Here is a 24,241-nt window from a genome sequence, read left to right as displayed (position 1 = left end):
CGTTCCCGCCTGTCTTTGGTGTCTGGTTATTTGTGCTCTAGCTCTCGACCCAGTCGCTGGTCAGCGCGCGGGGCGAGAGGTACTTGGTCCGCGTCCACCCGCCATCGACCACGATCGACTGGCCGTTGATCATCTCCCCCCCCGGCGAACACAGGAACGCGATGACGTTCGCCAGGTCCTCGGCTTCAGCAAGGCGGGGATAGGGCGTGGTCTCCACGTTCACCCGCTTGAACGTCTCATCCTCGAAACGGTGCCGGACCATGTCGGTCATGGTAACTCCGGGCGCGACGCAATTGCTGCGAATGCCGCGCGGCCCGTATTCGACCGCCATATGTTCGGTCAGCGAGCGAAGCCCGCCCTTGGCCGCCGAATAGGGTCCGCCGCGCTTCCCCCCAATCATCGCGAAGGTACTGGTGACATTCACCACGCAGCCGCCCTCGCCCATGTGACAGATGGCCTCACGGCAAAGGCGAAAGGGCGCGCGCAGCATGACGTCGAGGAACAGGTCCAGCGTTGCGTCATCCGTCTCGTGCAGCGGGGTCGGACTGCCGAGCCCCGCGTTGTTGACCAGCGTGTCGATGCGCCCGAACCGTTCGAGCGCGAAGTCGACGATGGCGCGCGGCGCAGCGCTGTCGGTGATGTCGAGCGCCAGTGTGACCAGGCGCTCCTCGGTGCCCAGGGCTTCCGCCAGACCGGCCAGCTTGTCCGCGCTGCGTCCCACGCCGACGATGGCATCTCCCGCCGCGTGAAGGGCTTTTGCCGTGGCGAGACCGATCCCGCTGCCCGCGCCCGTGATGATGCTGGTACGCGCCATCTCAGAAACCCAGGTCTTCGATCTGGCCGTCAAAATTGTGCTGCAATTTGCGCGTCGCTGCGCTCAGCCTCTCGCCACCGATGCCCTTCAAGTGCCCGTCGATCACGCGATTGTAGTTGCTGATGAGGCCCTCCACACCGCGCCCCAGCCGCATGTATTCAAAGCCTTGCGCGTGCAGACCCTGCTGCTGGATCGGGATATTGCCATAGTCCTGCCGCGGGATCGGCGGGAACTCCTCGCTGTCGTAGGGCAGCATGGTCGGCTCGCTCACGCTCTGGTGGTTATCATCCGGTGCAAAATGGGTAAGCGACCACAGCTCGAACAGGCACTCTTCGGGGCCTAGCGGACGGATGCGGTAAGCCGACGCGCTGCTCATCGTGGGCAGCAGAAAATAGTGCGGAAAGAGGAACTCCACCGCCTGCACCGGGTGGGTCTGGGCCAACGTGTTGAGGTCGGGAATGGACTCGCCGCGCGCGCGCAACTGCTCGACCACCTGGTGCTGGACGATGCCGTACCACATCGGGATCGCCTCGGCCGGATCCTCGGGCAGTTCGACATCAAGGAGGTGGCTGGCAATCTCCACTTCCTTGGCGTGGACCATGCCCGCCATGCCCTCGTTCAGGAGCTTCATGTGCTCGAACTGAGCTTGCACGTTCTCGCGCACAGTCAGGCCGGGGTTGATCGGCAGGCCGATGCCCCCTGTGTCCATGCCGTACATCGTGTTGTAGAGCTGGGGCAGCTTGTGCTGGAGCTGCGGGTGCGTTTTCATCACATGGTAGCCTTCCATGAAGGCCTCCATCGCGATTTTCCAGTTCGCCGGCAGCCTGGTTGCATACCACCACTCGGCCTTGAGGTCGTCGAACCCGCGCATTTCCAGCGCTTCGAGCACGGGGCCCAGACTCTCGCGCAGCGACGGGGCCGCCTCGTCGAAGTTGACAAACGCACAGCCGATTGCGGTTTCCACGCGGCAGGGACGCAGCGCCAATTCAGCGGCGTCAAGCTGCTCGTCGGAAAAGAAGTGCTTGCCATAGACGAAGGTGTTGTCGCCCTCCATGTTCCAGCGCCAGCCGTGGAAGGGGCAGATGAAGCCCGCGCTCTTGCAGTTGCCCTGCCCGCCCGGCTCAGCGATGGGAACGCCGCGGTGGCGGCAGGCGTTGTGGTAGGCCTTGACGCCCTCGCCCCCCTCCCCGGTGCGAACGACGATCACCGATTTGCCAAGATTGCTGTACTCGATCCAGTCCCCCACGTTCGGGATCAGTTCGAGGCGCGTCGCCATCTGCCAGACATGCGGCCAGAGCCGCTCGGTTTCCGCGCGGTAGAAGGTCTCGTCAAAGTAGCGCGCCGCCGGGATGCGTTCCGGATTCGTGACGAGATGCGGCACATCGAAACGGGCGGCGGGGTCGGCCTCGGCCATGGCGAAGGATCCTCTCTCGAACATGTTTGCAGCAATGCTTAACGCCCGCCCCTCCGATCACGAAGGCGCCGGCCCAGCCACCGCTCGGGCGATGTCACACGGCCAGTTCGGCGCGCAGGACGTGCTTCAGGACCTTGCCCGCCTCGTTGCGTGGCAGGGCCTCGCGCAGCACCACCTGCTCGGGATACTTGAAGCGGGTGACGCCGGCGGCCGACAGGTAATCAGCCAGCATCGGCACGTCGGGAATGGCGCCGTCGCTGGGCACGATGACCGCGCAGGCGCGCTCGCCGGTGCGTGGGTCAGGCAGACCGACGATGGCGATGTCGGCAATCGCCGGGTGGCCGGACAGGAGGTCCTCGATCTCCTTGGGCGCGATATTTTCCCCGTTGCGGATAATGAGGTCCTTGATCCGGCCCGTGACAGTAAGGAAGCCGTGCGCATCGAGCGCGCCCTGATCGCCGCTGCGGTAGAAACCTGCAGCATCAAACGCGTCCTCCTCGTCATCCTGGCGAATGTAGCCCGCCAGCATCTGGGGCCCACGCGCGCGGATCTCGCCGTCGGGAGCTAGGATGACCTGCGCTATTCCCGCCTTGCCGTCAGTCTGCGCAGCCTCGGGCATGCCCTTTTCATCCAGGGCTCCGACCGTCGTGACCGGCACTTCGGTACTCCCATAGACCCGGCTGACGCGGGCTTTGGCGAACCACGCATTTGCCTCCGCGATCAGCGCGGGCGGCACCGAGGCTCCTCCGCAGATGAAGACCTTGAGCGCGTCGAGGTGGTCATCGGCCGCCTTCGCCGCGCGCAGGATTTGTTCCAGGAACGGGGTCGCGCCCGCCATGTGGGTGATCCTTTCCTCCTGCATCAGGCGCAGCGCCTCCTCGGGGTTCCACTGGTCGAGCAGCACAGCGACGCTGCCCAGCAGCACCGGCCCCTCGAAGGCGTAGATAGAGCCACCGATATGGCTGATCGGTGAGGCAACAAGAAAACGATCGCCCGGTGCAACGTGCCAGTACGTGCCGATCTGATGCAGCAGTGCGCCGAGCGAATTGTGGGTGTGGAGTACGCCCTTGGGCCGCCCGGTCGTGCCCGAGGTGTACATCACCATGCGCACCGCGTCAGGATCGGAATGACGGATGGTAAGGGGCGCGCTCGCCTCTAGGATCTGCGCGTAGTCCTGCGTGCCCATGACCGCCCCCGCGCCGCGCACGACGACGATCTCGGGGCCGTGCTCCATCTCTTCCGCAATATCGCTCAGCATTGCGGCGTACTCGAAACGGCGGAAGGTCTCGGGCACGAAGACCACCTGGCTGTTGCAGTCGCGCAGGATAAAGGCGGTGTCGCGCGTGCGCAGTGAGGGCAGGATCGGGTTCGCGACAAGCCCGGCGTAGGTCGCGGCGAGGTAGATCGTCGCGGCCTCGTGCCAGTTGGGCAGCATGAAGGAGACGACACCGCCCGGCGCGACACGCTCGCCCAGCCAGGTGCCCAGACGCAGCGCGCGTTCGTGCAGTTCGCCAGCACTCAGCCGCACCTCGCCCTCCACCAGCATCAGCCGGACAGGCTCGGCGGCGGCGAGGCGCGGCACCAGATCGGCGAGCGTCTCGTCTCGCCACCATCCCTCGCCGCGCGCAGCGCGGGCGCGCTCCTCGTCCCAGCGCAGGCTCCAGCCTTCGATCTCGCGGCGCGTCATCTCACCCAACCTCCTTGTTGCGCGCAGTCAAGGCAGGCGCGGGCGCGAAGGCAACCGGCAAGGCCCACTCCACCTCCACTCATCGCGCGGGTGATACCGCAAGCTGGTGCGCAGGCCTCGCGCGCGCTTCGCGCTATGTCCCGGCCAAAAGCAGATTTGGAGGAAGAGAATGCAGCTTGAAGGCAAGGTCGCCGTCGTCACCGGCGCGGGCTCGGGAATTGGCCGCGCGATCGCCCAGCGCTTTGCCCGCGAGGGCGCGCGGGTCGGCGCCTGGGACCTCAACGGCGAGGGCGTGGCCCAGACGGTTAAGGCAATTACGCAGGCTGGCGGCACCGCCATCGCCTACACCGCCAACTGCGCCGATGCCGCCGAAATCGCAGCCGCCGCCAAGGCCACGCGCGAGGCCTTCGGAGAGATCCAGATCCTGGTGAACAACGCCGGGATCGCCCCCTTTGTGCCCTACGCCGAGATCACCGACGCGCAGTGGGACCAGATCATGGACATCAACCTCAAGGGCCCGCACCTGTGCATCCGCGAGATGCTGCCCGCGATGCTGGAAGCTGGCTGGGGACGCGTGGTCAACATCACCTCCTCCTCGGTACAGAGCGGCTCCTTCGCGCAGGTCCACTACGTCACCTCCAAGGGCGGCGTGCTGGGCATGACCAAAGCCCTTGCGCTGGAATTCGCGGCCAGTGGAGTAACCTTCAACATGGTGCCCCCCGGCTTTGTCGATACGCCAGCCCTGCGCGCGGCCCCGGTCGACATCGACACTTTCTCGAAGACCCTGCCAATGAAGCGCGTGGGCCAACCCGATGAAATCGCGTCGGCCTGCGTGTTTCTTGCCAGCGAGGGGGCCAGCTACGTGACCGGCCAGACGATCAGCGTGAACGGAGGGCGCTACATGGGATCGGCCTGACACGCATCCCAGGCCCGCCACCCGATATCGCCGGGGCGTGCTTCAATCACGCGCCCGGGCAAACTATATTCAGCCCCAGAACAAGGGAGGATTTGCCATGGCCGTCGAGACCCAGACGACGCTCACGCACGAGACCATCAAGGACAAGATCGGCAGCCGCGTCTTGAATTCCAAGGAGGAACTGCTTTCCGGGACCCTTGGCGATCCGCTGCGCGACCTGCTCGAAGAGCGCGGCGTACTCGTCTTCCCGAAGATCGGTTTCACCAACGAGGAGCAGATCGCCTTCACCAAGACGCTGGGCACTTACGCGCCCGAACGCAAGGGCGATGAGGAAGAGGTCACCAAAATCAGCATCGACCCCGCCATCGCTGGGCCGACCGCGGAATACCTCAAGGGCTCGCTCTACTGGCACATCGACGGAACCATGCAGGAAGTGCCGATTCTCGCCTCGATCCTCGCGTGCAAGAAGCCCTCGCCCAAGGGCACGGGCAACACCGGCTTTTCCAACACCTACGCGGCCTACGACGCGCTGCCCCAGGAGGAGAAGGACCGCATCGAAGATCTCAAGGTGCGCCACGGCGCCTGGGCGACGCTGTTCTTCTACGACCCCGAACCCCCCGTCGCGATGCTCAAGGGCATGCAGGCGATCGGCGACAACACCTTGCCACTGGTCTGGACGCACAAGTCGGGCCGCAAGTCGCTGGTGATCGGCAACACCGCGCACACCGTGGTCGACATGGACGTGATGGAGGGCCGCCTGCTCCTTAACGAAATGCGCGAATGGGCTACTCGCGAGGAATTCACCTACAGCCACGAATGGTCCGAGGGCGACCTCGTCATCTGGGACAACACCGGTACCATGCACCGCGCCGAGTGGTACGATGTGACCAGCGGCCGCCTGATGGTGCGCACCAAGCTGGAGGGCGAGGAACCCTTCGCCTGAAGCGCGATAAACAGGAAGACAGTTCCGAGGGCCATCGCCCTCGGGCTGCCCATAATGTCTGGCTTACGTTGCGCGCGCCGCCTTGGCCGAGAGAGGGGAGGCCGCCCGGTTCGGGGGGGATGGCGCGCTTTCAGCTTTGTCAGGCCCGGTCCGCACGATGAACACCGAATCCGGGCCCATGTCATAGGTAATGAAGTCGCCGGTCCCAGCCAGGTCCTCAACGCGTCCCGCCTAGAGCCAGACCTTGCGCCACAAGCGATCCTGCTCGGCGCGGGCATACTCGGACGACACATAGGCCTCGGCAGGGACAAGGACCGACTTTGCAAGGTCGGCTGCGGGCGCAATCTGGGGTTCGTGTGCCGAGGCCGAATTCGTGCGCTCCTGCCCTCCCGCCGGACAAGGATGCCTCCCTTTCATCGCCCCGGCGAAAGCTCGGAAGCCGCGTTGCGCCCCACCGCGGCCAGAGCCTAGCCAAGGCGGGTCAGAAGGAGAGAACAATGGACAAATTGCGCTTCGATGGCCGCGTGGCCGTGATCAGCGGCGCCGGGCGGGGTCTGGGACGGGCCTACGCGCTCCTGCTCGCCAGCCGGGGCGCGAAAGTGGTCGTCAACGACAACGGCAGCGCGATCCTGGGCGAAGGAGCGGACGAAGGTCCGGCCCAGCAGGTCGTGCGCGAGATCAAAGCGGCGGGCGGCGAAGCGCTCGCCTCAACCCACAGCGTCGCCACCTACGACGGCGCGCGGGCCATCGTCCAGAGCGCGCTCGATGTCTTTGGACGCGTCGATATCCTCATCCACAACGCCGGCAACGTGCGCTACGGCGCGCTCGACGAGATCGCGGTGGAGGACTTCCATTCGGTGCTTGACGTGCACCTGATGGGTGCGTTCTATCTTGTGCGCGCGGCCTTCCCGCAGATGAAGGCGCAGAACTACGGCCGCGTGGTCCTCACCTCCTCGATTGGTGGGTTCTACGGCAACCAGCGCTGCGTGAATTATGCCGTCTCCAAGTCGGGCATGATCGGCCTTTCCAACGTGATCGCGCTCGAGGGCGAGGAGCACGGCATCCGCAGCAATCTCATCCTGCCCGGCGCCATGACGCGCATGGCCGACGGGCTCGACACCTCGCAGTATCCCCCGCTTGGCCCCGAACTGGTCGCCCCCATGGTGGGCTGGCTCACACACGAGGACTGCGCGCTGTCGGGTGAAGCGCTGGTGGCGATCGGAGGGCGCATGGCCAAGATCGACATGCTCGAGACCCACGGCGTCTTCCAGCCCCATTGGACCATCGAGCAAGTCGCAGCGCGCATGGGCGAGATCGCCGATCCGGCCACGCATGCAGATCTTGGCCTCCATGGCTACCTCGCGCACCTGGGCAAGAGTTTCGAAATGGCCAAAATCGGCCGCCTTCCCGCCGAATAGGGATCGAGCATGGCACCTGACAGCGCCCGCGCGGAATGGAAGGCACACTGGGGCGTGCCGCTGGCAGGCGCCCTTGGCTATGCGACCAGCGTCATCCATATCTATGGCCTTGGCGTCTATATCGAGCCGATCAGCGAGAGCTTTGGCTGGTCGCGAGCAACCACCACCTTCGGCATGACCATCGCCACGCTGATCCAGGCCGTGTTCGGAGTCCCCATCGGGATGCTCGTCGACAAGGTCGGCCCGCGCATACTAAGCGTCATCGGCATTCCGCTCACGTGCGCGGCCTTTGCCCTGCTTGGGACCGCAAGCGGCAGTGCATGGCAATGGTACGCGCTGTGGACCCTCATGGCGCTGGCCACGCTGCCGGTGCAGGCAACCGTCTGGACGGCCGCGGTAGCCAGCCGCTTTGCTCGCTCGCGCGGCCTCGCCTTCGCGATCACCTTGTGCGGCGCCTCGGTTGCGGCCGCGCTGTTCCCTTGGCTCGGCGCACGCCTCATCGCCGCGTATGGCTGGCAGAGCGCGATGGCCTGGCAGGGCCTCGCCTGGATGGCGCTCGCCTGGCCGGTGATCCTCGTCCTGTTCCGCACAGGACGCACGCCGCCCCGTGCCAAGGACGATGCGCCCGCCCCCCCTACGCCCGTCCCTGAAGGCGTGAGCTTCCTTGAAGGCCTGCGCTCACCTGTCTACCTGCGCCTTCTCGTGGCGAGCCTGCTGTTCACCTTCACCGTGCTGGCGCTGGTCGTCCATTTCGTCCCCATCCTCACCGACGCCGGGCTTGCCCCCGCCCGAGCCGCCGCGCTGGCCTCGCTGATCGGCCTCTTTTCCATCGCCGGACGGCTCGGCACCGGCCTCCTCCTCGACCGCTTCCCCGCGGCTCACGTAGGCGCGGCAATCTTCCTCCTGCCCGTGGCAAGCGGGCTCATCCTGCTAGGTGCAGGCGCGCAAGGCGCGATCCCCGTCGCCGTGCTGATCGGGCTGACGCTGGGCGCGGAAGTCGACGTGATCGTCTACCTCGCCACGCGCCACTTCGGTCTCAAGGCCTTCGGCGCGCTCTATGGAGGTCTGCTCGTCGCTCTCTCGGTCGGCACCGCGCTGGGTCCGCTCGCGGCCTCGGCGGTCTACGACCGGACCGGGGGATATGACATGTTCCTGCTCACGACCCTCGCCCTCATGGTCGCAGCCAGCCTCGCGCTATTCAGCCTGCCCCGGCCCGCGTTCGGGCATGAGTAAGAAGTCCATTTGCAAGGGGCCATCGCCCCTTGACCCCAGAATGGGCGACCTCGTCTCTCTCGGCTAGGGCAGCCTGCGCAAGCTGAGGTAGACGGGTTTGGGGAGCCCGAGGGCGACGGCCCTCGGAAAATCCTTTCCTTCTCCCTCACCCCCACATCGCATCCGCAGCCGCTGCCGCGCTCGCTCCGCGCCCGCCCAATTCGCCTATCAGGGCCTTCAGACGGTAGGTCCAGAAGTGCAGCGGATGCTCGAGCGTCATGCCCATGGCACCAAGGAACTGGTGGAAGTCGTACACCGTCGCGGTCGCCGATTCCTGCGCGTGCCAGGCCGCAAGCGCGGCGTCGGCGGGATCGAGCGTCGCCGCTGCCTTCATTGCCATCCAATAGACGCCATTGGTGCGCACCTGCGCTTCGGCGAGGCGATGGCGCAAGGCCTGGAAGGTTGCCAGCTTGCGCCCGAACTGCGTGCGCTCGGACAGATGCGCGCATACGCTGGCAAGCGCAGCGGCCATCAGTCCAGCTACCTCGGCCGCCAGCGCCGCGCGCGCCCGCGTCCGCGCCTCGCCGGGCGTGATCGCAAGTACCGCGCGCCCTTCGGAAACGTCCAGCAGGCTCGCCATGGGGTAAGCGAACAGGCTTTCGCTCTCACGACGAAGCTGGTGTTCGCCTGCGGTAAAGTACGAGACACCCTGCGCCTCCACCACGATCACGCAGGCCCCCGGTTCCAGAAAACGGACGAGCCGGGGCGTGCGTGTGCCTTCGACAAGGCAGACCGGCCCGGACACGTCTCCCAGCAGCGGGGCGAAGAAAGCGCGCGTCGCCGCTTCCACCGCGAAAGGCAGGCGGGCGAGACGCTCGACAACAACACCCGCCGTCGCCGTGCCAAGGTCCGGGTCGCAGGCCACATCCAGAAAGCCGCTTTCGGCCAGCGCCCGCGCAAAGTCCGGGCTGGCCGCCACCAGGGGCGCCTCATGCACCGGGGCCTCCTCGAATGGACGGGCCAGAGCATCGAGTGCGTCGCGAATGGCGCGCTGGTCCTCGTTGAGAGCAACCTGCATTAGCGCGCCTCCCGTGGCAGGCCCAGCACATCGCTGGCGATGATGTTCAGCTGGATCTCGGCGGCGCCCGCCGCGATCCCCGCGACGATGCCGCGCTGGTGGTGCATCTTGAGATAAGGGTGCGCGTCGGCCAGCGCCTCGGGCAGATGCTCCACGATGAATTCGCACACGCGCCGCTCGCACATCACCGTGGCGTAACGCGCCGAGGAACTTTCCTGGCCGATCGTCTCACCTTCGGCGCGACGGGTGACGATGGCGTAGCTGGCCAGCCGGGCCGCCTCGCACAGCGCAGCCGCGCCAGCCGCCTCGATACGCACCGCCTCGCGCACGAAATCGCCCCGCTCCTGCAGGATCGACACGGCACGGTCGAGCGCACTGCGCGCGAGGGCATAGCGTGGAATGCCCAGCCGCTCGTTGCGCAGCGAATAGGCGATGATCTCCCAGGCCTGCCCTTCCTCGCCCAACCGCGCGCTGGCAGGCACGCGCATATCGTCGAAGAAGACCTCGTGGATGTCCCCCTCACCGATGATCGAAGGGATTTGGCGCACGGTAATGCCCGGCGTATCCATCGGCACGAGCAGGATGGTGATCCCCCGCTTTCGGTCCTCGCTCGTCCGGCACAGCAGGAAGCAGGTGTCGGCTAGCCCGGCGTAGCTGGTCCAGATCTTTTGCCCGTTGACCACGTAGTCGCCGCCATCGGCCTCCGCTCGGGTGCGCAGCGAGGCGAGGTCCGAGCCCGAACCGGGTTCGGAAAAACCCTGGCACCACAGCGCCTTTCCTGCCGCAATCGGCGGAAGATAGCGCGCCTGCTGCTCGGGCGTCCCATAGCGGATCAGCGTGGGGCCAATCCAGTTGACGTTCATGTACTGCCCGCCGCGCGGCTCGCCCGCGATCCACATTTCCTCGGCCAGGATCGTCTGGTGCCAGGGGTCCTGCCCCTGCCCACCAATCTCGACCGGCCAGTGCGGGATGAGCAGGTCTTCCTTGGCAAGCGTGCCGCAGAAGGTCTGCGCAAAGCGCGTCAGGTCCGGGGAGGCCGGGCCATGCTGCGAGAAGCGCTCCCAGTCGCCCGGCAGGGTCGTGTCGAGAAAATGGCGCAGGCGCTCGCGGAAGGCCTGCTCGTCGGGCGTCCAGTCAAAGTCCATGCGCAGGGGACTAACCCGCCCCTTTCCCGCGCGATAGCATCGTGCGCTCGATATCGCGGCGGCGAGCTTGAAGGTCGCGCGCACAATGGGGCCTAGCTTGCTCCATGACGCAACAAGACGACGCCTTGAGACGCGAAATCCGCGACTGGATCGCGCGCGAAGCGCCCCTGGACTGGCGCACGGCCTCCACGCACGAAGCCTTCGTCGCTTCGCAGCGCTCCTGGTTCGCCAAGCTGGTGGGCGCAGGTTACGCCGTGCCGCACTGGCCGAGGGAATGGCCCGGTGGAGGGCGGTCGCTGGCCGAACAGAAGATCATCTACGAAGAGCTTGCGCGCGCCGACACGCCGCGCCTCCTCCTCTCGTTCGTGTCGACTTATCACGCCTTTGCAACGCTGGCCGAATGCGCGAGCGCACAACAGCGCAGCCACTACCTCCCGCGCATTCTTGAGGGCGAGACATGGTGCCAGGGCTTTTCCGAGCCAGGTGCGGGCTCCGATCTGGCCGCGATCCGCAGCCGGGCCGAACGGCGTGGCGATGTCTATGTCGTCTCGGGCCAGAAGGTCTGGTCGACCATGGCGCAGTACGCCGACATGTGCCTGCTCCTGGTGCGCACCTCGGGCGATGGACCCAAGCAGGCAGGGCTCACCTACCTCTTGATGGACATGCGCCTGCCGGGCGTCAGCGTGCGCCCGATCCACCAGATCCAGGGCGACGAGGAATTCGCCGAGATATTCCTCGACGAGGTCGAGATCCCGGTCTCCCAGCGCGTAGGCGAGGAAGGTGCAGGCTGGGCCGTCGCCCAAGCCACGCTCGCTTCCGAACGCGGGCTGACGCTGATGGAACTTTCCTACCGCATGCGCGGCGCGATGGTGCGGCTGACCGAGGCGGTCCACGCCGCCGGGCGCACCTGCGATGCCGGTATATTGCGCAAGCTTGGCGCGCTCGCGACACGGGTTGATGCGGTCTGCGCGCTCGCCGACCGCTTCCTGCAAAAGCGCATGGACGAGGACGAACGCGCGGGCGACGCCTCGATCGTCAAGCTCGCCTATTCGCGCTGCCTGCGCGCCTGGAGCGACCTTGGGGTGGAACTGGCGGACCTTTCCGGACAGATGCACGGGCCGATCACCTTTGGCGATCTCAACAGCGGCAACTGGATGGCCGATTTCATGAACAGCTATGCCTGGACCATCGCGGGAGGAAGCGACGAAGTGCAACGCAACATCATTGCCGAACGCATGCTGGGCATGCCTCGCGAGCCAAAGAACTGGATCACGGAGCCGGGACAATGAACGAGATGCGCCGCGAACTCGAGGACAGCGCCCGCAAGGTCTTTCCCGACTGGCAGGCCGCGCAGAACGCCGAAGTCTGCTGGACGCAAATGGCTGAGCTCGGCTGGTTCATGGCGGGCGTGCCCGAAGCGCTGGGCGGCCTTGGCCTCGAACGCCGCGACCTGGCCGTGATCTTCACCGAAATGGGCCGCGCGCGCATGCCCGGTCCGGCTCTGGCCCAGTTCCTCGCGCTTGAGGCCCTGGTCCAGGCCCCGGATTTCCCCGAACGCGAAGAGCTCCTGGAAAATGCCATGGCCGGCAAGGCTATCACAACGGCGCTCACCGTCGCCGGAAATGGTCTTGCCGCTGTTCCCGATGCCGATACGGCCAGTCGGATCCTCGTGCGCAGCGCCGACGAGGTGGCCCTGGTCGACCTTGCAGGCGCAAAGATTACGCTCTTTCCCACCTGGGATGGCTCGCGCCGACTGTTCACCGTCGAACCGGCACCCAATTCCCCGCGCATCCCGCTGGCAGCGGGTATCGAAGCCGCGGCCCTGACCGAACGGCTCGACGGACTTCTGTGCCTTGGCCTTGCGGGCGATGGGCTGGGCGGAGCCGAAACTGTCCTGGCCATGGCGATCGAGTACCTGGGCACCCGCCGCCAGTTCGACCGGCCTCTTGCGATGTTCCAGGCTCTCAAGCATCGCGCCGCCGACCTCAAGGTCGCGCTCGAGACCGCAACCGCACTCTACGAGGCCAGTAGCGAGGCCGCCCCCCTCGCGCTCGGCGCAATGAAGGCCCACTGCTGCGAGGTCTACAAGCAGGTTGCCGAAGAGGCGGTGCAGTTCCACGGCGGGATCGGGCTCACTGTCGAATACCCGGTTCACCTGTTCCTGAAACGCGCGTTCCTGAACCGCGCGCTGGGTGGCAGTGCGGCGTTCTGGAACGAGAGCGCAGGTGATGCGGTCCTGGAACTGGCGTCTGCCGGATAGTCAGAAAGAGATTTCCGAGGGCCATCGTCCTCGGACTCCCAAAACCGGCAACCTCACCTTACCCGCGCTGCCTTGGCCGAGACAGGTGAGATCGCCCATTTCGGTTTCAAGGGGCGATGGCCCCTTGGTTCACATAATACTTTCTCACCCCATCAGCGCCTGCGCGACGGCCACCATCTGGTCGGGCTGGACGATGTAGGCATCTTCCAGGACCTTCGCGAAGGGCACCGGGCACTTGGGCGCACCAAGGCGGCGAACCGGGGCCTTGAGAACGCCGAACAGCTCTTCCGAGACAGTCGCGGCGATCTCCGCACCGGGGCCGAAATCGCGAACCGCTTCGTGCGCGACGAGGAGCCGCCCGGTCTTGCGCACTGAGGCGAGCACGGTTTCGCGGTCCCAGGGCGAGATGGTGCGCAAGTCGATGAGTTCGACCGACAGGCCCGCCTCGGCCAGTGCGGGGAGCGCCATCTGTGCGCGCACGGTCTGGCTTGACCAAGTGACGATGGTAAGGTCCGAACCTTCCTGAACGATGCGCGCCTTGCCAAGTGGAATCGGCCCCTGGTCATCGGGAACTTCGGCGGGCACGAACAGCGAGCCCGCGCTCTCGATGAAGATGCACGGGTCCGGGTCGTCAATGCACGAGAGCAGCAGGCCCTTGTAGTCGACCGGGTTGGACGGCGCGACGACCTTGATCCCGGCCGCGTGCGCGTACCAGCCTTCGAGGTGATCGGCGTGCTGGCCCGCGGTCTGCCAACCGGCGCCTGTCAGGGTGCGAATGGTGATCGGCACCGAGGTCTGTCCGCCCGACATGAAGCGCAGCTTGGCCGCGTGGTTGAAAATCATGTCCATCGCGACCGTGGTGAAGTTCATCAGCATGATCTCGGCCACCGGCTTGTACCCGGCAAGCGCAGCGCCAATGGCCGCCCCGATGATGGCCTGCTCCGAGATCGGGGTGGAGCGCACGCGCTCGCCCCCGAATTTCGTTGAAAGGCCTGCCGTCGCGCCGGTCACGCCGCCGCCTTCGGGGTCGGCGATGTCCTCGCCAAGTACAAGGACCTTGTCGTCGGCGGCCATGGCCTGGTGCAGCGCCGCGTTAACGGCCTGGAGGCTGTTCATCTTGCTCGTCCCGGCGGGCTTGGCCGCGCTGGTTGTCGTCGTGCTCATGCCATCATCTCCTGGGCAAAGACATCGCGGCGAATCTCGTCCACCGGGGGCAGTTCGCTGGCGAGGCCGAAGTCGCGGGCCTCGGCCACCTCGGCCTCGATCTTCTCCTGCATCGCGGCAAGTGTCGGCTCGTCCACGTGCCCTTCGTCGAGCAGGCGCTGACGGAACAGGGGCAACGGGTCCCTCTCCCTCGCGGCGGCCAGTTCGCCCTCGGCCATGTACTTGTTGTCATCGCCGAGCACGTGGCCAAGGAAGCGGAAGGTCGTGCATTCGAGCAGGGTTGGCCCCTCCCCGTCGCGCGCGCGCGCAATTGCGGTCGAGACCTGCGCGTACATCTCCCAGGGATCGTTGCCGTCAACGGTGAAGCCCGGCATGCCGTAGCCGATCGCACGCTTGGATATCCGGTCGACCGAAGTGCCATTCTCAAAACGAGTGTGTTCGGCAAAGCCATTGTTGGGACACACAAAAATGACCGGAAGCTTCCACAAGGAAGCCAGGTTGAGCGACTCGTGGAAGGCGCCGATATTGGAAGCGCCATCGCCGAAATAGGCAATGACTACGCGCCGCGAACCGTCGAGCTTCGCCGCCCATGCAAGGCCATTGGCTATCGGCATCGAGGAGCCCACGACTCCCGTCGTCACCATCACCCCCGTAGGCGGATGCGTGAGATGCATCGGGCCACCCTTGCCCTTGCAGGTGCCGTCGACGCGGCCCGCGATCTCGGCCCAGAGGGGTTTGAGCGGCATGTCCTTGGCGACCATGTCTTGGATGCCGCGGTAGATTGTGCAGATCTGGTCCTCGTCGGTGAGGAAGTGGGAGATCGTCGCCGGAATCACCTCCTGCCCGCGCGCAGAGTAGTAGGGCATCTGCAGGCGCCCCTTGCGGATGGTGGATAGGATCGCGTCGTCGTTGCGCTCGATCCGCAGCATCCGGCGGAAGATGTCGGTCAGCGCGGCGGAATCCGGCTGGGGGGCGTTACTGGGTTGGGTCATGAGAAAACCTCGCTCGCTTCAGGCGTCGAGGGGAACTGTCAGGGGCCGCGCCAGCAAGGTCAACGAGAGCCGCTGCGCCACGGCGATATCTCGGGAACACCTCCTCCAAGCACCTGCAAAACAGTCGTATTCAGGCAACCTCAGACAGCGCGACCCAGCGCCTTTCCACCTGAGCGCGGGACATCGCTTCCTGGCAGCTCTCGACCTCCAGCGCACGGGCGAAGTCAGGCGTGGCAGTACCCTCGCCTCCAATTGCCGCGACCATACGCTGCATGGCCAGTGCCATCGGGAAGCAGGGGGGGATCGGGAAGCTCGCGTCGATGGTGACGGCAGGGTCCACCCGGTACGCCTCGGGGATGTCGAGCGCCTGCAGGTCACTCGGCGCGTGCGGGTCGGGCTTGTCGTGGGCCCGGAGGCCCCATAGCGTGCAGTCCTGCGCGCTCGGAAAGGTGGGCGCGCGGGTGACCAGCCTCCCATGTGTTCCGTAGATGTCGAGCAGCCAGCCATCATGCATCGTCATCGCCCAGCCCGCCTGGAGTTGCACGATCGGCCCTTTTGCAAAGCGCAGCAGCGCGTTGCCGGTGTCCGTCGTCTCGGGCGTGACCCGCTCGCCATCCTCGTAAACCCATTCGGAGAGGACCTGGCGATCATCGGCCACGACCTCCTCGACCGGCCCCAGCATGGCAAGAAGCGGATAGAGCGCGTGGCTGCCATTGTTGCGCAGGCCCGAAACGCCCGCGTCGCTTCGCGCGAACCAGTTATAGGGGAACTGCTTCGAGGCACGGTTGAACAGCGAAATGTTAAGATGGCAGGTCCCGCCTATGGGCGTACCGATATAGCCTTCGTGCACCAGTTCGATCTGGCGTCGCACGGCCGGCACGTATTCGATGAAGGCATCGACGACGCCGAGCACGCCCGAGGCCTGCCAAGCCGCGTCGATGGCCTTGGCCCCCTCCCATCCCGGCGCATGGGGCGAGGCGTTGTAGACGTGCTTGCCATGGGCAAGCGCGGTCTCAAGCCAGGGTTGACGGAAATTGGGCCGGGTGCCCAGGTCCACGATGTCGATATCGGGATCGCGGCACATTTCGTGGGCGTCCCAGAAGGCGCGCTCCACCCCCAGCTTCTGCGCAGCAGCGCGTGCCGTCTCCTCGCGCGAGGTGCAGATCGCGGTTACCTCGACGCCGGGCACCGCGCGCCAGGCGGGAAGATGGGCCATGCCGCCCCAGGCGGCGCCGACAATACCGACCTTGAGCGTCATCGCCTGCGCCTTACTCGATGGTGCCGACGATGGTGCCGACCTGCACCGTCTCGCCCTCGGGCACGGTGATGCGCAGGATACCGGACGCCGGGGCCTCCACTTCGTTGGTGGACTTGTCGGCTTCGAGCAGGAACAGGCACTCGCCCTCGGTGACTTCCTCGCCCTCGCCAAAGGTCCATTCCGCGATCTGCCCCTCGGTCATCGAGAAGCCGATCTTGGGAAAGATGATCTCGGTCGCCATGCTGCTATGCCTCCACCCTCATGTTCGTGAACTGATGTCGGGATCTGTTCTGACCTCGCGTCCGGCCCGCTGCAATTGCGCGATGAGGCCCGCGCCATTCTATCGGCCCGGCGATGGCGCGCGGGCCAGGAGTAAAGGCTCAGGCCTGGTTGCGCGTTGTCCAATCGTCAACTTCACCTGGTTTGAAGGTACGGGTCGGCCCTTCGCCCGAAGCGGTCTTGAGATCAAAGCCGATGGGGTCGACATCTCCCTCTATCGGCACGCCGAAAGAAGACAGCGCCCAGCTCGTCATCACGTAGTGGCCAATGGACATGACCAGATCCATCACCTGGCGCCGGTCGTAATGCCGCGCCAGACCCTCCCAGGTCGCGTCCGAAACGCTATGCCGGTCCATCAGGTCATCGACCGCATCCAGTACGAGCCGATCCGCCTCACCCCAGCCCCCCGCGCCTTCGGGATAGTCGCGGATCGCGGCGATGTCCTCAAGGGTCAGTCCGGCATTGAGGCCGTAGCCGACATGATTGTGCCATTCATAGGCGCTCTTCACCCGCCAGGCGACGCGCAGGATCAGAAGTTCGAGCGCGCGGGTAGGTAGCGTGTTGGTCATCAAGAGGTGCCTGGCCCAATGGTTGTAGGGCATGGCCATGTCCGGGTGGTTGGCAAGCACCATCATGATGTTGGTGCGCGATCCTTCCTCGCGCGCGTTAGGCTCGCCCCAGAAGGCGAAGACCTCCCGCGCAGGGTCGGTCCACTCCTCACGCGGGAGATTGGGCAGGCGGCGGGGCGGTGTCGTCATCACGGGATCTCCCTTTCGGGCCGCCCGGCATCCCGGGCAAGCTGACGTTCGCTCTCGGCAAGGTCCGCGCGGTAATGGCGTGCGGCCATGGCGAAGCTGAAAGTGGCGGGAAGCGCCAGGACCGTGCTGGAAAGGAGCGCGATGCGCAGCGCATCCTCACCAAAGGTCGGCGCAAGTGCATCGCTGAGGACGCCCAGCAGCGCCGGTCCGAAGCCATAGCCCACGAGGTAGACCGCCATCAGCGTCATCGCCGCCGTCGTCGCGCGGGCCCAGACGGGCGGCAGCGTGGTGCAGACCATGATGAGCGGGGCAGCGAAGATCCCGCCGGTAAAGGACAGGAAGCCCGCAAGGCCATAGAAAACCGCCATCGAAGGCGCGTTGAAAAGCACGACGATGGTGAGCGCGGCCCCCAGACTGGCGGCGATACCGATCCCCATCTGGCGGCGCGGATCGCGGCGCCCCACCCAATCGGCGAGTGGCCCGCCGACAAGGTGGCCGACGAAACTGCCCGTCCCCACCGCAGCACCGAGCCAGCCGCCGAACTCGACCGGCGCGAGACCCTGCGTACGCGTAAGATAGGCCGGAATCCAACGCAGCAGCCCGTTGACCATGAGCGCGAGGCAGGCCAGCGCCACGATCATCCAGAGGATCGTGCGCAAGGCCGCGATAGCCTTGAACGTCCGTCCCAGACCAGGCTGAGGGGGATCCGCGCGCAGTCCGTCGGCCAGGCCCTTAGGCACGTTGCGCACGGTAAGGTAGAACAGCGCGGCCAGCACCAGACCGGGAAGCCCGGCAACCAGAAACGCCGCACGCCAGCCATAGGCGGCCACAACGTAGCCGCCCACAGCATAGGCGAGGCCCATCCCGATCGCAGGACCTGTCATGTAGATCGAGGTCACCGTACCGCGCTGGTGACGCGGGAAGAGATCGGACAGGAGCGCAGGGCCAGGTGAACTAAGGCCTCCCTCGCCCAAACCCACGCCCATGCGCGCGACGAACAGATGGGTGAAATTGCGGGCAAGGCTGGAGGCGGTCGTGGCCAGGCTCCAGATGACGATGCCGGCGGCAATCACGATCTTGCGGGGATAGCGATCCGCCAGCCGCGCGAGCGGAATCACCGCGAGCGCATAGACCCCGGCATAGGCGATGCCGTTAAGCGCTCCAAGCTGACCATCGGAAAGGCCGAAGTCGGCGCGGATCGGCTCGACCAGGATGTCGAGGATCTGCCGGTCCACCGCGCTCAGCGCCGAGATCAGCGTCAGGAGAGCGAGGACATAAGCGCGGTAGGCCATGCCCGGAAGTTCGGGCGGCGCAGCAGTTGGAGCGGCCCCCTCTCCGGTCGCACCCTCACCCTCGGCAATGGAGGTGTCGGTCAGCACGCGCCTCAGTACCTGTAGCCGATCTCGACGCCCCAGGTGCGAGGCTGACTCCAGGTCGCACCAAAACCGAAGTTGTTGTACTGGACCTGATTGACGTAGCGGCTGTCGGTCACATTGTCGCCGAAGACGGCAAGGAAGAAGCGGCTCTCGGAATCGTCCCATTGCGCGCGCAGCGCGAGCGTCTCGTAGTCACCGCCCTGGAACTGGGTGCCGGACGGGCCGAAGAAGAACGAGGACGTGTAGTAGAAATTGCCCGACAGCGCGAGTTCGCCGCCGGCCAGCCCCACTTCCCAGCGCGCGCCGAAATTGCCGGTGAACTCGGGCGTACGCTGCATGTCGACGTTCTTCAGATCGACCGGCACGTTGAGATAGGAAACACCGCCGGCCGCGCACGAAGCGGCTACATCCGGCCCGAAATCGGCGCAGGGCATGTAGACCGGGGCGCCCGGAAAGTCGGTGTAGCGACCATGGACATAGGCGCCGCCCGCGGTGATCGAGAACCCCGCGCCCAGCCGCAAGGCAAGCGAGGCCTCCGCGCCGTAGACCTCGGCCTTGGCGGCGTTGATGATCTCGGCCCGGCCATCGGTGAAGAGCGAAACCTGCAGGTTGCGGTAGTCGTAGTAGAAAGCCGCGGCCTCGAAGCTGAGCAGTTCGCTCTCGGTCTTGAAGCCGATCTCGAAGGCATCGATGTTCTCGGGCGAGACATCGTTGCACACGAAGTCCGGCGGATTCTGGCAAGAGCCGCCAACATCGAGGATCGCCGCCTTGTAGCCGCGCGCGTACGAGGCATAGATGCTGGTCGTATCGTTCGGCTTGTAGCGCACGACGAGGCGCGGGGTGAAACGGTCGCTTTTCACGTCCGTAACGTCAAAGGCCTCCTCCCCGACGTTGTAGAACGCGTTTGTGATGGTGTCGTGGGCATAGCGCAGGCCGCCTGTCACGAAGAGGCTGGGCGTGACTTCGTATGTGAGGTCGACGAAGGCGGCATAGCTGCGCGTGGGCGCATCCGAGCCACCCAGACGCACCCGACCAAAGCCCAGCGGCACGGCGTTGTCCGCGTAGGTCTTGTAGCGATCCGAATTGAACAGGTAGAACAGCCCCGCGGTATATTGCAGCGCCGGGCCAGGCTTGGAGGTCAGCAGGAATTCCTGCGTGAAGGTACGGTTGTAGACCGGCAGGCCGTACTGGAAGATTGTCAACGCGGTCTTGTCGAGATCGAGCGAAGCATCGACGTCCTGGTCGCGGTACTGGGTGAAGGACGCAAGCTCGGCAAAGCCCAGGTCCGCCTCGAGCGTCAGCTGCACGATGTCATTGTTGGTCCTGATGAAACTGCGATCCGACCCAGGCGCATAGTAGTCAGGATCGGCGGTGTACGTGGAGGGCGGCGCGAAGCTGGGCGCACCGACACCCAGCACGTCGTCGACAAAGATGTTGTAGAGCAGCGGGCGCGGGTCGTCGGTCTCGACATGCTGGTAGCGCAGCTTGGCGGTGACATCGCCCAGATCCAGCTTCAGTCCGGTGCGCACCTGCCAGTTGCGGTAGCGCCGGTCACGTGCGCCGCTTGCGATGTTACGCTGGAAAGCCTTGCCGGTGGCGTAGTTGACTTCGAGGTCGAGCGCGAGGCTGTCGGTAAGCCCTGTAGTGACATAGCCTTGCGCGCGGATCGCCTCGAAGCTGGCGAGCGAGGCGCGGAACTCCATCGCCCGATCGACACTGGGATCGGCGGTCTCGACCAGAATCGCCCCGCCCGTGGTGTTGCGCCCGAAGAGTGTCCCCTGCGGGCCTTTCAGCACCTGCACGCTGCGCACCTTGAGAAGGTCGAAATCGGCCTCGGCCGGATTGGGCGAATAGAAGCCGTCGACGTAGATCCCGACATTCGAGCCGCCGCCCGATGTGGTGATGCTGGTCCCGACACCGCGGATGGTAGGCTGGACGAACTGGCTCTGGCGATCAAAGCGCAGCGCAGGGACCATGCTCTGGATGCCCGAGAGTTCGCGCACGTTGGCGGTTTCCAGCATCCCGGCATCGAGCGCGGTGATCGAGATCGGCACGTCAACCTGCGCCTCGGCGCGGCGCTGCGCGGTCACGACGATGACCCGCTCGACCGCAATGCTCTCGTCCTGAGGAATGGTGGTCCCGGACGCCCTGTCCTGCGCCGCGGCGGGCGCGGCGGCCAGCACAAGCGGCAGACATGACGCCGTTACAAGAAAAGCCCTTCGGGTCCTCACACCCTTCTCCCCTTTCGGGCACGGCTCGTAACCGGCGCGCTGCAGGCGCCTTCACGTCCATGCACTCTCTCAGGCCGCGAGGTTAAATCGGCTTCCGTGGCCTGTCACAAGGAAAGGGCAAAGTTCGCTCCGGCGATCCCGCCGCCCTGTCAAGTCACGGCGCAGGTCAACTGGGCGTCGCGCAGTTCGTAACTCATCAGCTGCGAATTCCAGATGATGTCGGGCGCGCGGGCCAGCGCAATGCCCGGCACTCGCAGCAGCTGATCGATGAAAGTCCGGGTTTCGTGGAGCGCCACCTGCCAGCCGGGACAGTGGTGCGGCCCATCGCCGAAGCTCAGGAATTCGGCCTTCTGGCCTTCGCGCCGGGCGCGCCCGGCATCGATCGCATGGGGGCAGGCACCCACCGACTGCGCATCGCCATGGACCGCGCGAAGGTCGATCGCCAGCCGCTCGCCGCCCCGAACCTCGCCCAGCACCTGGTCGCACACGCCTTCGCCCGCGCGGCGGTAGAGCACCGAGGCAATCGGTTCGAGCCGCAGGATTTCCAAGAGGATCGCCATCTGCGCGTCCTCGTCGCCTTCCAGAAACTGCGCGCGCAGTTCGGGATTTTCGAACAGGTGCCAGGCCACCATCACGATGAACTCGCGCGTGGTGACCATGCCCGCGGTCGCATAAGTCATGCACTCGATCAGGATCGCCTTGTCGGAATAACCCTTGGCGAGACACTCCGAGATGATGTCGTCGCCTGGCTCGGCGCGCCGCCGCGCCACGGCCGGGCGCACATCGGCGTGGTAGAACCAAACGCCATAGACGCTGCGGATGATCCGGTCGCGCAGCTTGCCCAACCCCGTCGCCGGAGTGAACGCGGTGCGCAGCAGGCGCTGGAGGCGCGGCGCCATCTGACCGGGCGAGGTCTCGGTCAGGCCGACGATGTTGGCGGCCACCGCCACCGTCAGTTCAAAGGCGATGCGGTCGAGCCGGGCCGTACCTGTCGCGCGCAGATCATCGAGGACGTGCGCGGTCGTATTTTCCATGATTGTGCGGTAGCGGGTCTGGATCGCCTTGGGCGTAAAGAAGCGGGAAATAGCCGCACGGCGCTGCGCGTGCGCGGGCCCGTCGAGATAGAAGACAGGGACGTGTTCGGGATTGCCCCCGGCCACATCCTCCGATCCCGGACCGTCCTGAAGCAGGCTGGCGCTGCGCAGCGCCGCGCGCGATTCGCGCAAGCTCGCCAGCCGTCGCGCCTTGGCGTCGAGACGAAACCCCTCCTGCGCCGCAGCGGCCGACTTGCGATGGTCCGCAAGAGCCTGTGCCTCCATCGTCCCCTCTCCTCGCCCTCTATTATCCTCTATTATCCTCTATTATCCTCTATTATCCTCTATTATGGTACACAAAGCATCATATCCAGACAAAGGCCCGTCAAGATCGGGGAAGCTACGAGGCGCGCCTCAGTAACTGAAGGGGCGGGGCTGATCGGGGCCGGGATCGGGGACCTCGGCGCGCCAACGCACCGATCCGAAGGGCCGCATCAACCGCCGACGCAGCCGCGACCCATCGCGCAGCGTATTGAAAGTTTCCACCTTTTCCTGGAGATCGAGGTCGGCCTGGGTGAAGCGGTTGCGCATGTGCAGGTAGTCGCCCCAGGTCGGGCATTCGTAGCGCTCGATCCACAGCTGCGTGTCCGCGATATCGCGCGCCAGCGACCAGGCGAACCCGCCATTGCGCCGCCGCGCCTTGCCCACGTCCTGCATCAGCCGGAAGAATTCGCGCGCGTTGCCAGGCTCCACACGGTAGTCGAGCTCGATCTCGATCGGCCCGGAACGCGCGGACAGATCCAGCGCCACTTCAGGGCCCTGGCCCAGCGACACCGGCGCGCGGCGATCCTCGCCTTCGCGCGCCATGGGCAGGAGGAAACCCAACCCCACCGTAGCCGCAAGCACCAGGCCCGAAACCAGCACGGTCGTCTGCAGGCCCAGCCCGTTGCTGATCGCGCCCCACCCGATCGAGCCCAGCGCGATCCCCCCTGTCACCGCCGAGGAATAAAGCGACAGCGCACGCGCGGTCACCCAGCGCGGGGCCGAAAGCTGGACAGCCACGTTGAGCATCGCAAGCACCATCATCGTCCCCATGCCCTGGAGCAGGAAGCACGGTGCCGCGACCCAGATCGAGCGGCTATAGGCAATGCCGACGAGCGCGGCCGCAGTCACCAGCGTTCCGATTCGGATGGCCAGCTCGGGCCCCAGCCGCGCGCGCAGGGTCGAGGTCGAGAGCGAGCCCAGGATCGCACCGACACCGCCTGCGCCCAGGAGGACGCCATAGGACGCCGCGTCGCCCGCGAGCTGGTCGCGCGCGATCAGCGGCGCGAGCGCAGAGGCTGTCGCCACGCAGAAGCCGAAAAGGAAGACGCGCACGATGGCGTTGCGCACCCCGCCCGCGTGCAATGCGAACCGCATGCCCGAAACAAGCGCCCGGCCTAGGCTTTCGGGCGGCAGCCGCGAGGCCGGCTGCTCGCGCTTCCAGAAATAGAAGGCGAGGAGAAAGGGGATGTACCCCAACGCATTGGCCCCGAAGGCCACGTGAGCGCCCGCAGCCAGCACCAGAAAACCCCCGATGGCGGGGCCAACCGAGCGTGCCAGGTTGAAGCTGACCGAACCCAGCGCGACCGCAGGAGGGAGCAGGCGGGGCGGGACCAGCTCGCTGATCGAGGCCTGCCAGGCCGGACCGAACAGCGCAACGCCCGAGCCGATTGCGAAGATCAGGCCCAACATGAGCCAAGGCGTGACCAGTCCCAGGAGCCCGCACAGCGCCATGACGCTGCCGCCAAGGCACGCAAAGGCAAGGCCGCACATGGCAACGATGCGCCGGTCGAACATGTCCGCGAGCGCGCCTGCGGGCAGCGCCACCAGCATGAGCGGCAGCATGAGCGCGGTTTGCACCCCGGCCACCATGGCGGGCGAATCGGTGAGCCGGGTCATTTCCCAGGCCGCCGCCACGCCCAGGATCTGGTGCCCGAGATTGGAGCACACACTGCTCGACCAGATGCGCCGGAAGGGTGCCACGGCCAGCGGCGCGAATGTCCCGGGCGGCGCTTGGGATGCGCTCACGGTACCTGACACGGTCCCGGGCGCTGTCCCCTGCACGTCCTTCGCGTCCTCAGCCATCACCCCTGCCCCGTTCCTAGCTCGCCCATCCCTGGTGCGCATTTTCGTTTCGTCCCACGATGATCCGGCGCTGTGCCTTACAGGTCCAGCCATATTCGACGCGCCATCGCCCGGGCGGAGATGTACCCCGCCCAC

Annotated in this window: 20 protein-coding genes; 6 read left to right on the top strand and 14 right to left on the bottom strand. The window is 66.0% G+C overall.

Translation table 11 applies throughout. From position 1 onward, the window contains the following. Nucleotides 1-37 precede the first annotated feature (37 nt). From FMM79_RS09585 to FMM79_RS09575, 3 genes are all read right to left on the bottom strand, one after another. Nucleotides 38-814: an SDR family NAD(P)-dependent oxidoreductase gene (locus FMM79_RS09585; protein WP_148627284.1), complete on the bottom strand. Its 777-nt coding sequence runs from the start codon at nt 812-814 to the stop codon at nt 38-40. Nucleotide 815: 1 nt separating this feature from the next. After that, nucleotides 816-2,228 carry an SRPBCC family protein gene (locus FMM79_RS09580; RefSeq protein ID WP_148627283.1) on the bottom strand — a complete coding sequence of 471 codons (1,413 nt, stop codon included), beginning with the start codon at nt 2,226-2,228 and terminating at the stop codon, nt 816-818. Between the two features lie 94 nt (nt 2,229-2,322). Continuing rightward, the gene (locus tag FMM79_RS09575; protein WP_148627282.1) at nt 2,323-3,915 is read right to left on the bottom strand and encodes an AMP-binding protein; all 1,593 of its coding nucleotides are present in this window, start codon (nt 3,913-3,915) and stop codon (nt 2,323-2,325) included. Nucleotides 3,916-4,084: 169 nt separating this feature from the next. Here FMM79_RS09575 and FMM79_RS09570 point away from each other — a divergent pair, with 169 nt between their 5' ends. The 4 genes from FMM79_RS09570 to FMM79_RS09550 all read left to right on the top strand — a co-directional run bounded on the left by FMM79_RS09570 (nt 4,085) and on the right by FMM79_RS09550 (nt 8,425). After that, a complete protein-coding gene (locus tag FMM79_RS09570) occupies nt 4,085-4,831 on the top strand; it encodes an SDR family NAD(P)-dependent oxidoreductase (protein WP_148627281.1) in 747 nt (248 codons plus the stop codon). Nucleotides 4,832-4,928: 97 nt separating this feature from the next. Next, a complete protein-coding gene (locus FMM79_RS09565) occupies nt 4,929-5,774 on the top strand; it encodes a TauD/TfdA family dioxygenase (RefSeq protein WP_148627280.1) in 846 nt (281 codons plus the stop codon). Between the two features lie 497 nt (nt 5,775-6,271). Next, nucleotides 6,272-7,192, top strand: coding sequence for an SDR family NAD(P)-dependent oxidoreductase (locus tag FMM79_RS09555; protein ID WP_148627279.1), 921 nt, complete (start codon nt 6,272-6,274; stop codon nt 7,190-7,192). Nucleotides 7,193-7,201: 9 nt separating this feature from the next. Next, nucleotides 7,202-8,425, top strand: a complete 1,224-nt coding sequence (locus FMM79_RS09550; RefSeq protein WP_148627278.1) for an MFS transporter — start codon at nt 7,202-7,204, stop codon at nt 8,423-8,425. A gap of 145 nt (nt 8,426-8,570) precedes the next feature. Here the strand turns inward: FMM79_RS09550 and FMM79_RS09545 are convergent, their stop codons facing one another. Both FMM79_RS09545 and FMM79_RS09540 read right to left on the bottom strand, forming a co-directional pair. Further along, nucleotides 8,571-9,482 carry an acyl-CoA dehydrogenase family protein gene (locus tag FMM79_RS09545; protein ID WP_148627277.1) on the bottom strand — a complete coding sequence of 304 codons (912 nt, stop codon included), beginning with the start codon at nt 9,480-9,482 and terminating at the stop codon, nt 8,571-8,573. Continuing rightward, nucleotides 9,482-10,627, bottom strand: a complete 1,146-nt coding sequence (locus FMM79_RS09540) for an acyl-CoA dehydrogenase family protein (RefSeq protein WP_148627276.1) — start codon at nt 10,625-10,627, stop codon at nt 9,482-9,484. Before FMM79_RS09540 ends, FMM79_RS09545 begins: the two co-directional genes overlap by 1 nt. Before the next feature lie 104 nt (nt 10,628-10,731). On the opposite strand from FMM79_RS09540, the gene FMM79_RS09535 reads away from it, so the two are divergent. Both FMM79_RS09535 and FMM79_RS09530 read left to right on the top strand, forming a co-directional pair. After that, nucleotides 10,732-11,916 carry an acyl-CoA dehydrogenase family protein gene (locus FMM79_RS09535; RefSeq protein ID WP_148627275.1) on the top strand — a complete coding sequence of 395 codons (1,185 nt, stop codon included), beginning with the start codon at nt 10,732-10,734 and terminating at the stop codon, nt 11,914-11,916. Then, complete coding sequence (locus FMM79_RS09530) at nt 11,913-12,887, top strand: acyl-CoA dehydrogenase family protein (RefSeq protein WP_148627274.1); 975 nt, start codon at nt 11,913-11,915, stop codon at nt 12,885-12,887. Before FMM79_RS09535 ends, FMM79_RS09530 begins: the two co-directional genes overlap by 4 nt. Nucleotides 12,888-13,031: 144 nt before the next feature. Here the strand turns inward: FMM79_RS09530 and FMM79_RS09525 are convergent, their stop codons facing one another. The 9 genes from FMM79_RS09525 to FMM79_RS09485 form a co-directional block, all read right to left on the bottom strand. After that, nucleotides 13,032-14,051: an alpha-ketoacid dehydrogenase subunit beta gene (locus FMM79_RS09525; protein ID WP_148627273.1), complete on the bottom strand. Its 1,020-nt coding sequence runs from the start codon at nt 14,049-14,051 to the stop codon at nt 13,032-13,034. Continuing rightward, complete coding sequence (locus FMM79_RS09520) at nt 14,048-15,043, bottom strand: thiamine pyrophosphate-dependent dehydrogenase E1 component subunit alpha (RefSeq protein ID WP_148627272.1); 996 nt, start codon at nt 15,041-15,043, stop codon at nt 14,048-14,050. The genes FMM79_RS09525 and FMM79_RS09520 overlap by 4 nt, the downstream gene beginning before the upstream one ends. Before the next feature lie 130 nt (nt 15,044-15,173). Continuing rightward, nucleotides 15,174-16,301 carry a Gfo/Idh/MocA family protein gene (locus FMM79_RS09515; protein ID WP_148627271.1) on the bottom strand — a complete coding sequence of 376 codons (1,128 nt, stop codon included), beginning with the start codon at nt 16,299-16,301 and terminating at the stop codon, nt 15,174-15,176. 10 nt (nt 16,302-16,311) lie between these two features. Then, nucleotides 16,312-16,542, bottom strand: coding sequence for a biotin/lipoyl-containing protein (locus FMM79_RS09510; protein ID WP_148627270.1), 231 nt, complete (start codon nt 16,540-16,542; stop codon nt 16,312-16,314). Between the two features lie 139 nt (nt 16,543-16,681). Then, nucleotides 16,682-17,338: a carboxymuconolactone decarboxylase family protein gene (locus FMM79_RS09505; RefSeq protein WP_148627269.1), complete on the bottom strand. Its 657-nt coding sequence runs from the start codon at nt 17,336-17,338 to the stop codon at nt 16,682-16,684. Continuing rightward, nucleotides 17,338-18,717, bottom strand: coding sequence for an MFS transporter (locus FMM79_RS09500; RefSeq protein WP_148627268.1), 1,380 nt, complete (start codon nt 18,715-18,717; stop codon nt 17,338-17,340). Before FMM79_RS09500 ends, FMM79_RS09505 begins: the two co-directional genes overlap by 1 nt. Nucleotides 18,718-18,722: 5 nt before the next feature. Further along, complete coding sequence (locus FMM79_RS09495; RefSeq protein WP_240339085.1) at nt 18,723-20,945, bottom strand: TonB-dependent receptor; 2,223 nt, start codon at nt 20,943-20,945, stop codon at nt 18,723-18,725. 149 nt (nt 20,946-21,094) lie between these two features. Further along, a complete protein-coding gene (locus FMM79_RS09490) occupies nt 21,095-22,264 on the bottom strand; it encodes a cytochrome P450 (RefSeq protein ID WP_148627267.1) in 1,170 nt (389 codons plus the stop codon). 129 nt (nt 22,265-22,393) lie between these two features. Beyond that, a complete protein-coding gene (locus tag FMM79_RS09485) occupies nt 22,394-24,106 on the bottom strand; it encodes an MFS transporter (protein WP_148627266.1) in 1,713 nt (570 codons plus the stop codon). Between the last annotated feature and the right edge of the window lie 135 nt (nt 24,107-24,241).

Origin of the sequence: Novosphingobium sp. BW1 (assembly GCF_008107685.1) — a bacterium.
GTDB lineage: Bacteria > Pseudomonadota > Alphaproteobacteria > Sphingomonadales > Sphingomonadaceae > Novosphingobium.
This window is presented reverse-complemented; position numbering and strand designations above follow the sequence as displayed.

What these genes read in the sequence shown, in the direction of transcription:
- FMM79_RS09585 (WP_148627284.1), bottom strand. Translation starts at nt 814, where the DNA reads ATGGCGCGTACCAGCATCATCACGGGCGCGGGCAGCGGGATCGGTCTC.
- FMM79_RS09580 (WP_148627283.1), bottom strand. Translation starts at nt 2,228, where the DNA reads ATGGCCGAGGCCGACCCCGCCGCCCGTTTCGATGTGCCGCATCTCGTC.
- FMM79_RS09575 (WP_148627282.1), bottom strand. Translation starts at nt 3,915, where the DNA reads ATGACGCGCCGCGAGATCGAAGGCTGGAGCCTGCGCTGGGACGAGGAG.
- FMM79_RS09570 (WP_148627281.1), top strand. Translation starts at nt 4,085, where the DNA reads ATGCAGCTTGAAGGCAAGGTCGCCGTCGTCACCGGCGCGGGCTCGGGA.
- FMM79_RS09565 (WP_148627280.1), top strand. Translation starts at nt 4,929, where the DNA reads ATGGCCGTCGAGACCCAGACGACGCTCACGCACGAGACCATCAAGGAC.
- FMM79_RS09555 (WP_148627279.1), top strand. Translation starts at nt 6,272, where the DNA reads ATGGACAAATTGCGCTTCGATGGCCGCGTGGCCGTGATCAGCGGCGCC.
- FMM79_RS09550 (WP_148627278.1), top strand. Translation starts at nt 7,202, where the DNA reads ATGGCACCTGACAGCGCCCGCGCGGAATGGAAGGCACACTGGGGCGTG.
- FMM79_RS09545 (WP_148627277.1), bottom strand. Translation starts at nt 9,482, where the DNA reads ATGCAGGTTGCTCTCAACGAGGACCAGCGCGCCATTCGCGACGCACTC.
- FMM79_RS09540 (WP_148627276.1), bottom strand. Translation starts at nt 10,627, where the DNA reads ATGGACTTTGACTGGACGCCCGACGAGCAGGCCTTCCGCGAGCGCCTG.
- FMM79_RS09535 (WP_148627275.1), top strand. Translation starts at nt 10,732, where the DNA reads ATGACGCAACAAGACGACGCCTTGAGACGCGAAATCCGCGACTGGATC.
- FMM79_RS09530 (WP_148627274.1), top strand. Translation starts at nt 11,913, where the DNA reads ATGAACGAGATGCGCCGCGAACTCGAGGACAGCGCCCGCAAGGTCTTT.
- FMM79_RS09525 (WP_148627273.1), bottom strand. Translation starts at nt 14,051, where the DNA reads ATGAGCACGACGACAACCAGCGCGGCCAAGCCCGCCGGGACGAGCAAG.
- FMM79_RS09520 (WP_148627272.1), bottom strand. Translation starts at nt 15,043, where the DNA reads ATGACCCAACCCAGTAACGCCCCCCAGCCGGATTCCGCCGCGCTGACC.
- FMM79_RS09515 (WP_148627271.1), bottom strand. Translation starts at nt 16,301, where the DNA reads ATGACGCTCAAGGTCGGTATTGTCGGCGCCGCCTGGGGCGGCATGGCC.
- FMM79_RS09510 (WP_148627270.1), bottom strand. Translation starts at nt 16,542, where the DNA reads ATGGCGACCGAGATCATCTTTCCCAAGATCGGCTTCTCGATGACCGAG.
- FMM79_RS09505 (WP_148627269.1), bottom strand. Translation starts at nt 17,338, where the DNA reads ATGACGACACCGCCCCGCCGCCTGCCCAATCTCCCGCGTGAGGAGTGG.
- FMM79_RS09490 (WP_148627267.1), bottom strand. Translation starts at nt 22,264, where the DNA reads ATGGAGGCACAGGCTCTTGCGGACCATCGCAAGTCGGCCGCTGCGGCG.
- FMM79_RS09485 (WP_148627266.1), bottom strand. Translation starts at nt 24,106, where the DNA reads ATGGCTGAGGACGCGAAGGACGTGCAGGGGACAGCGCCCGGGACCGTG.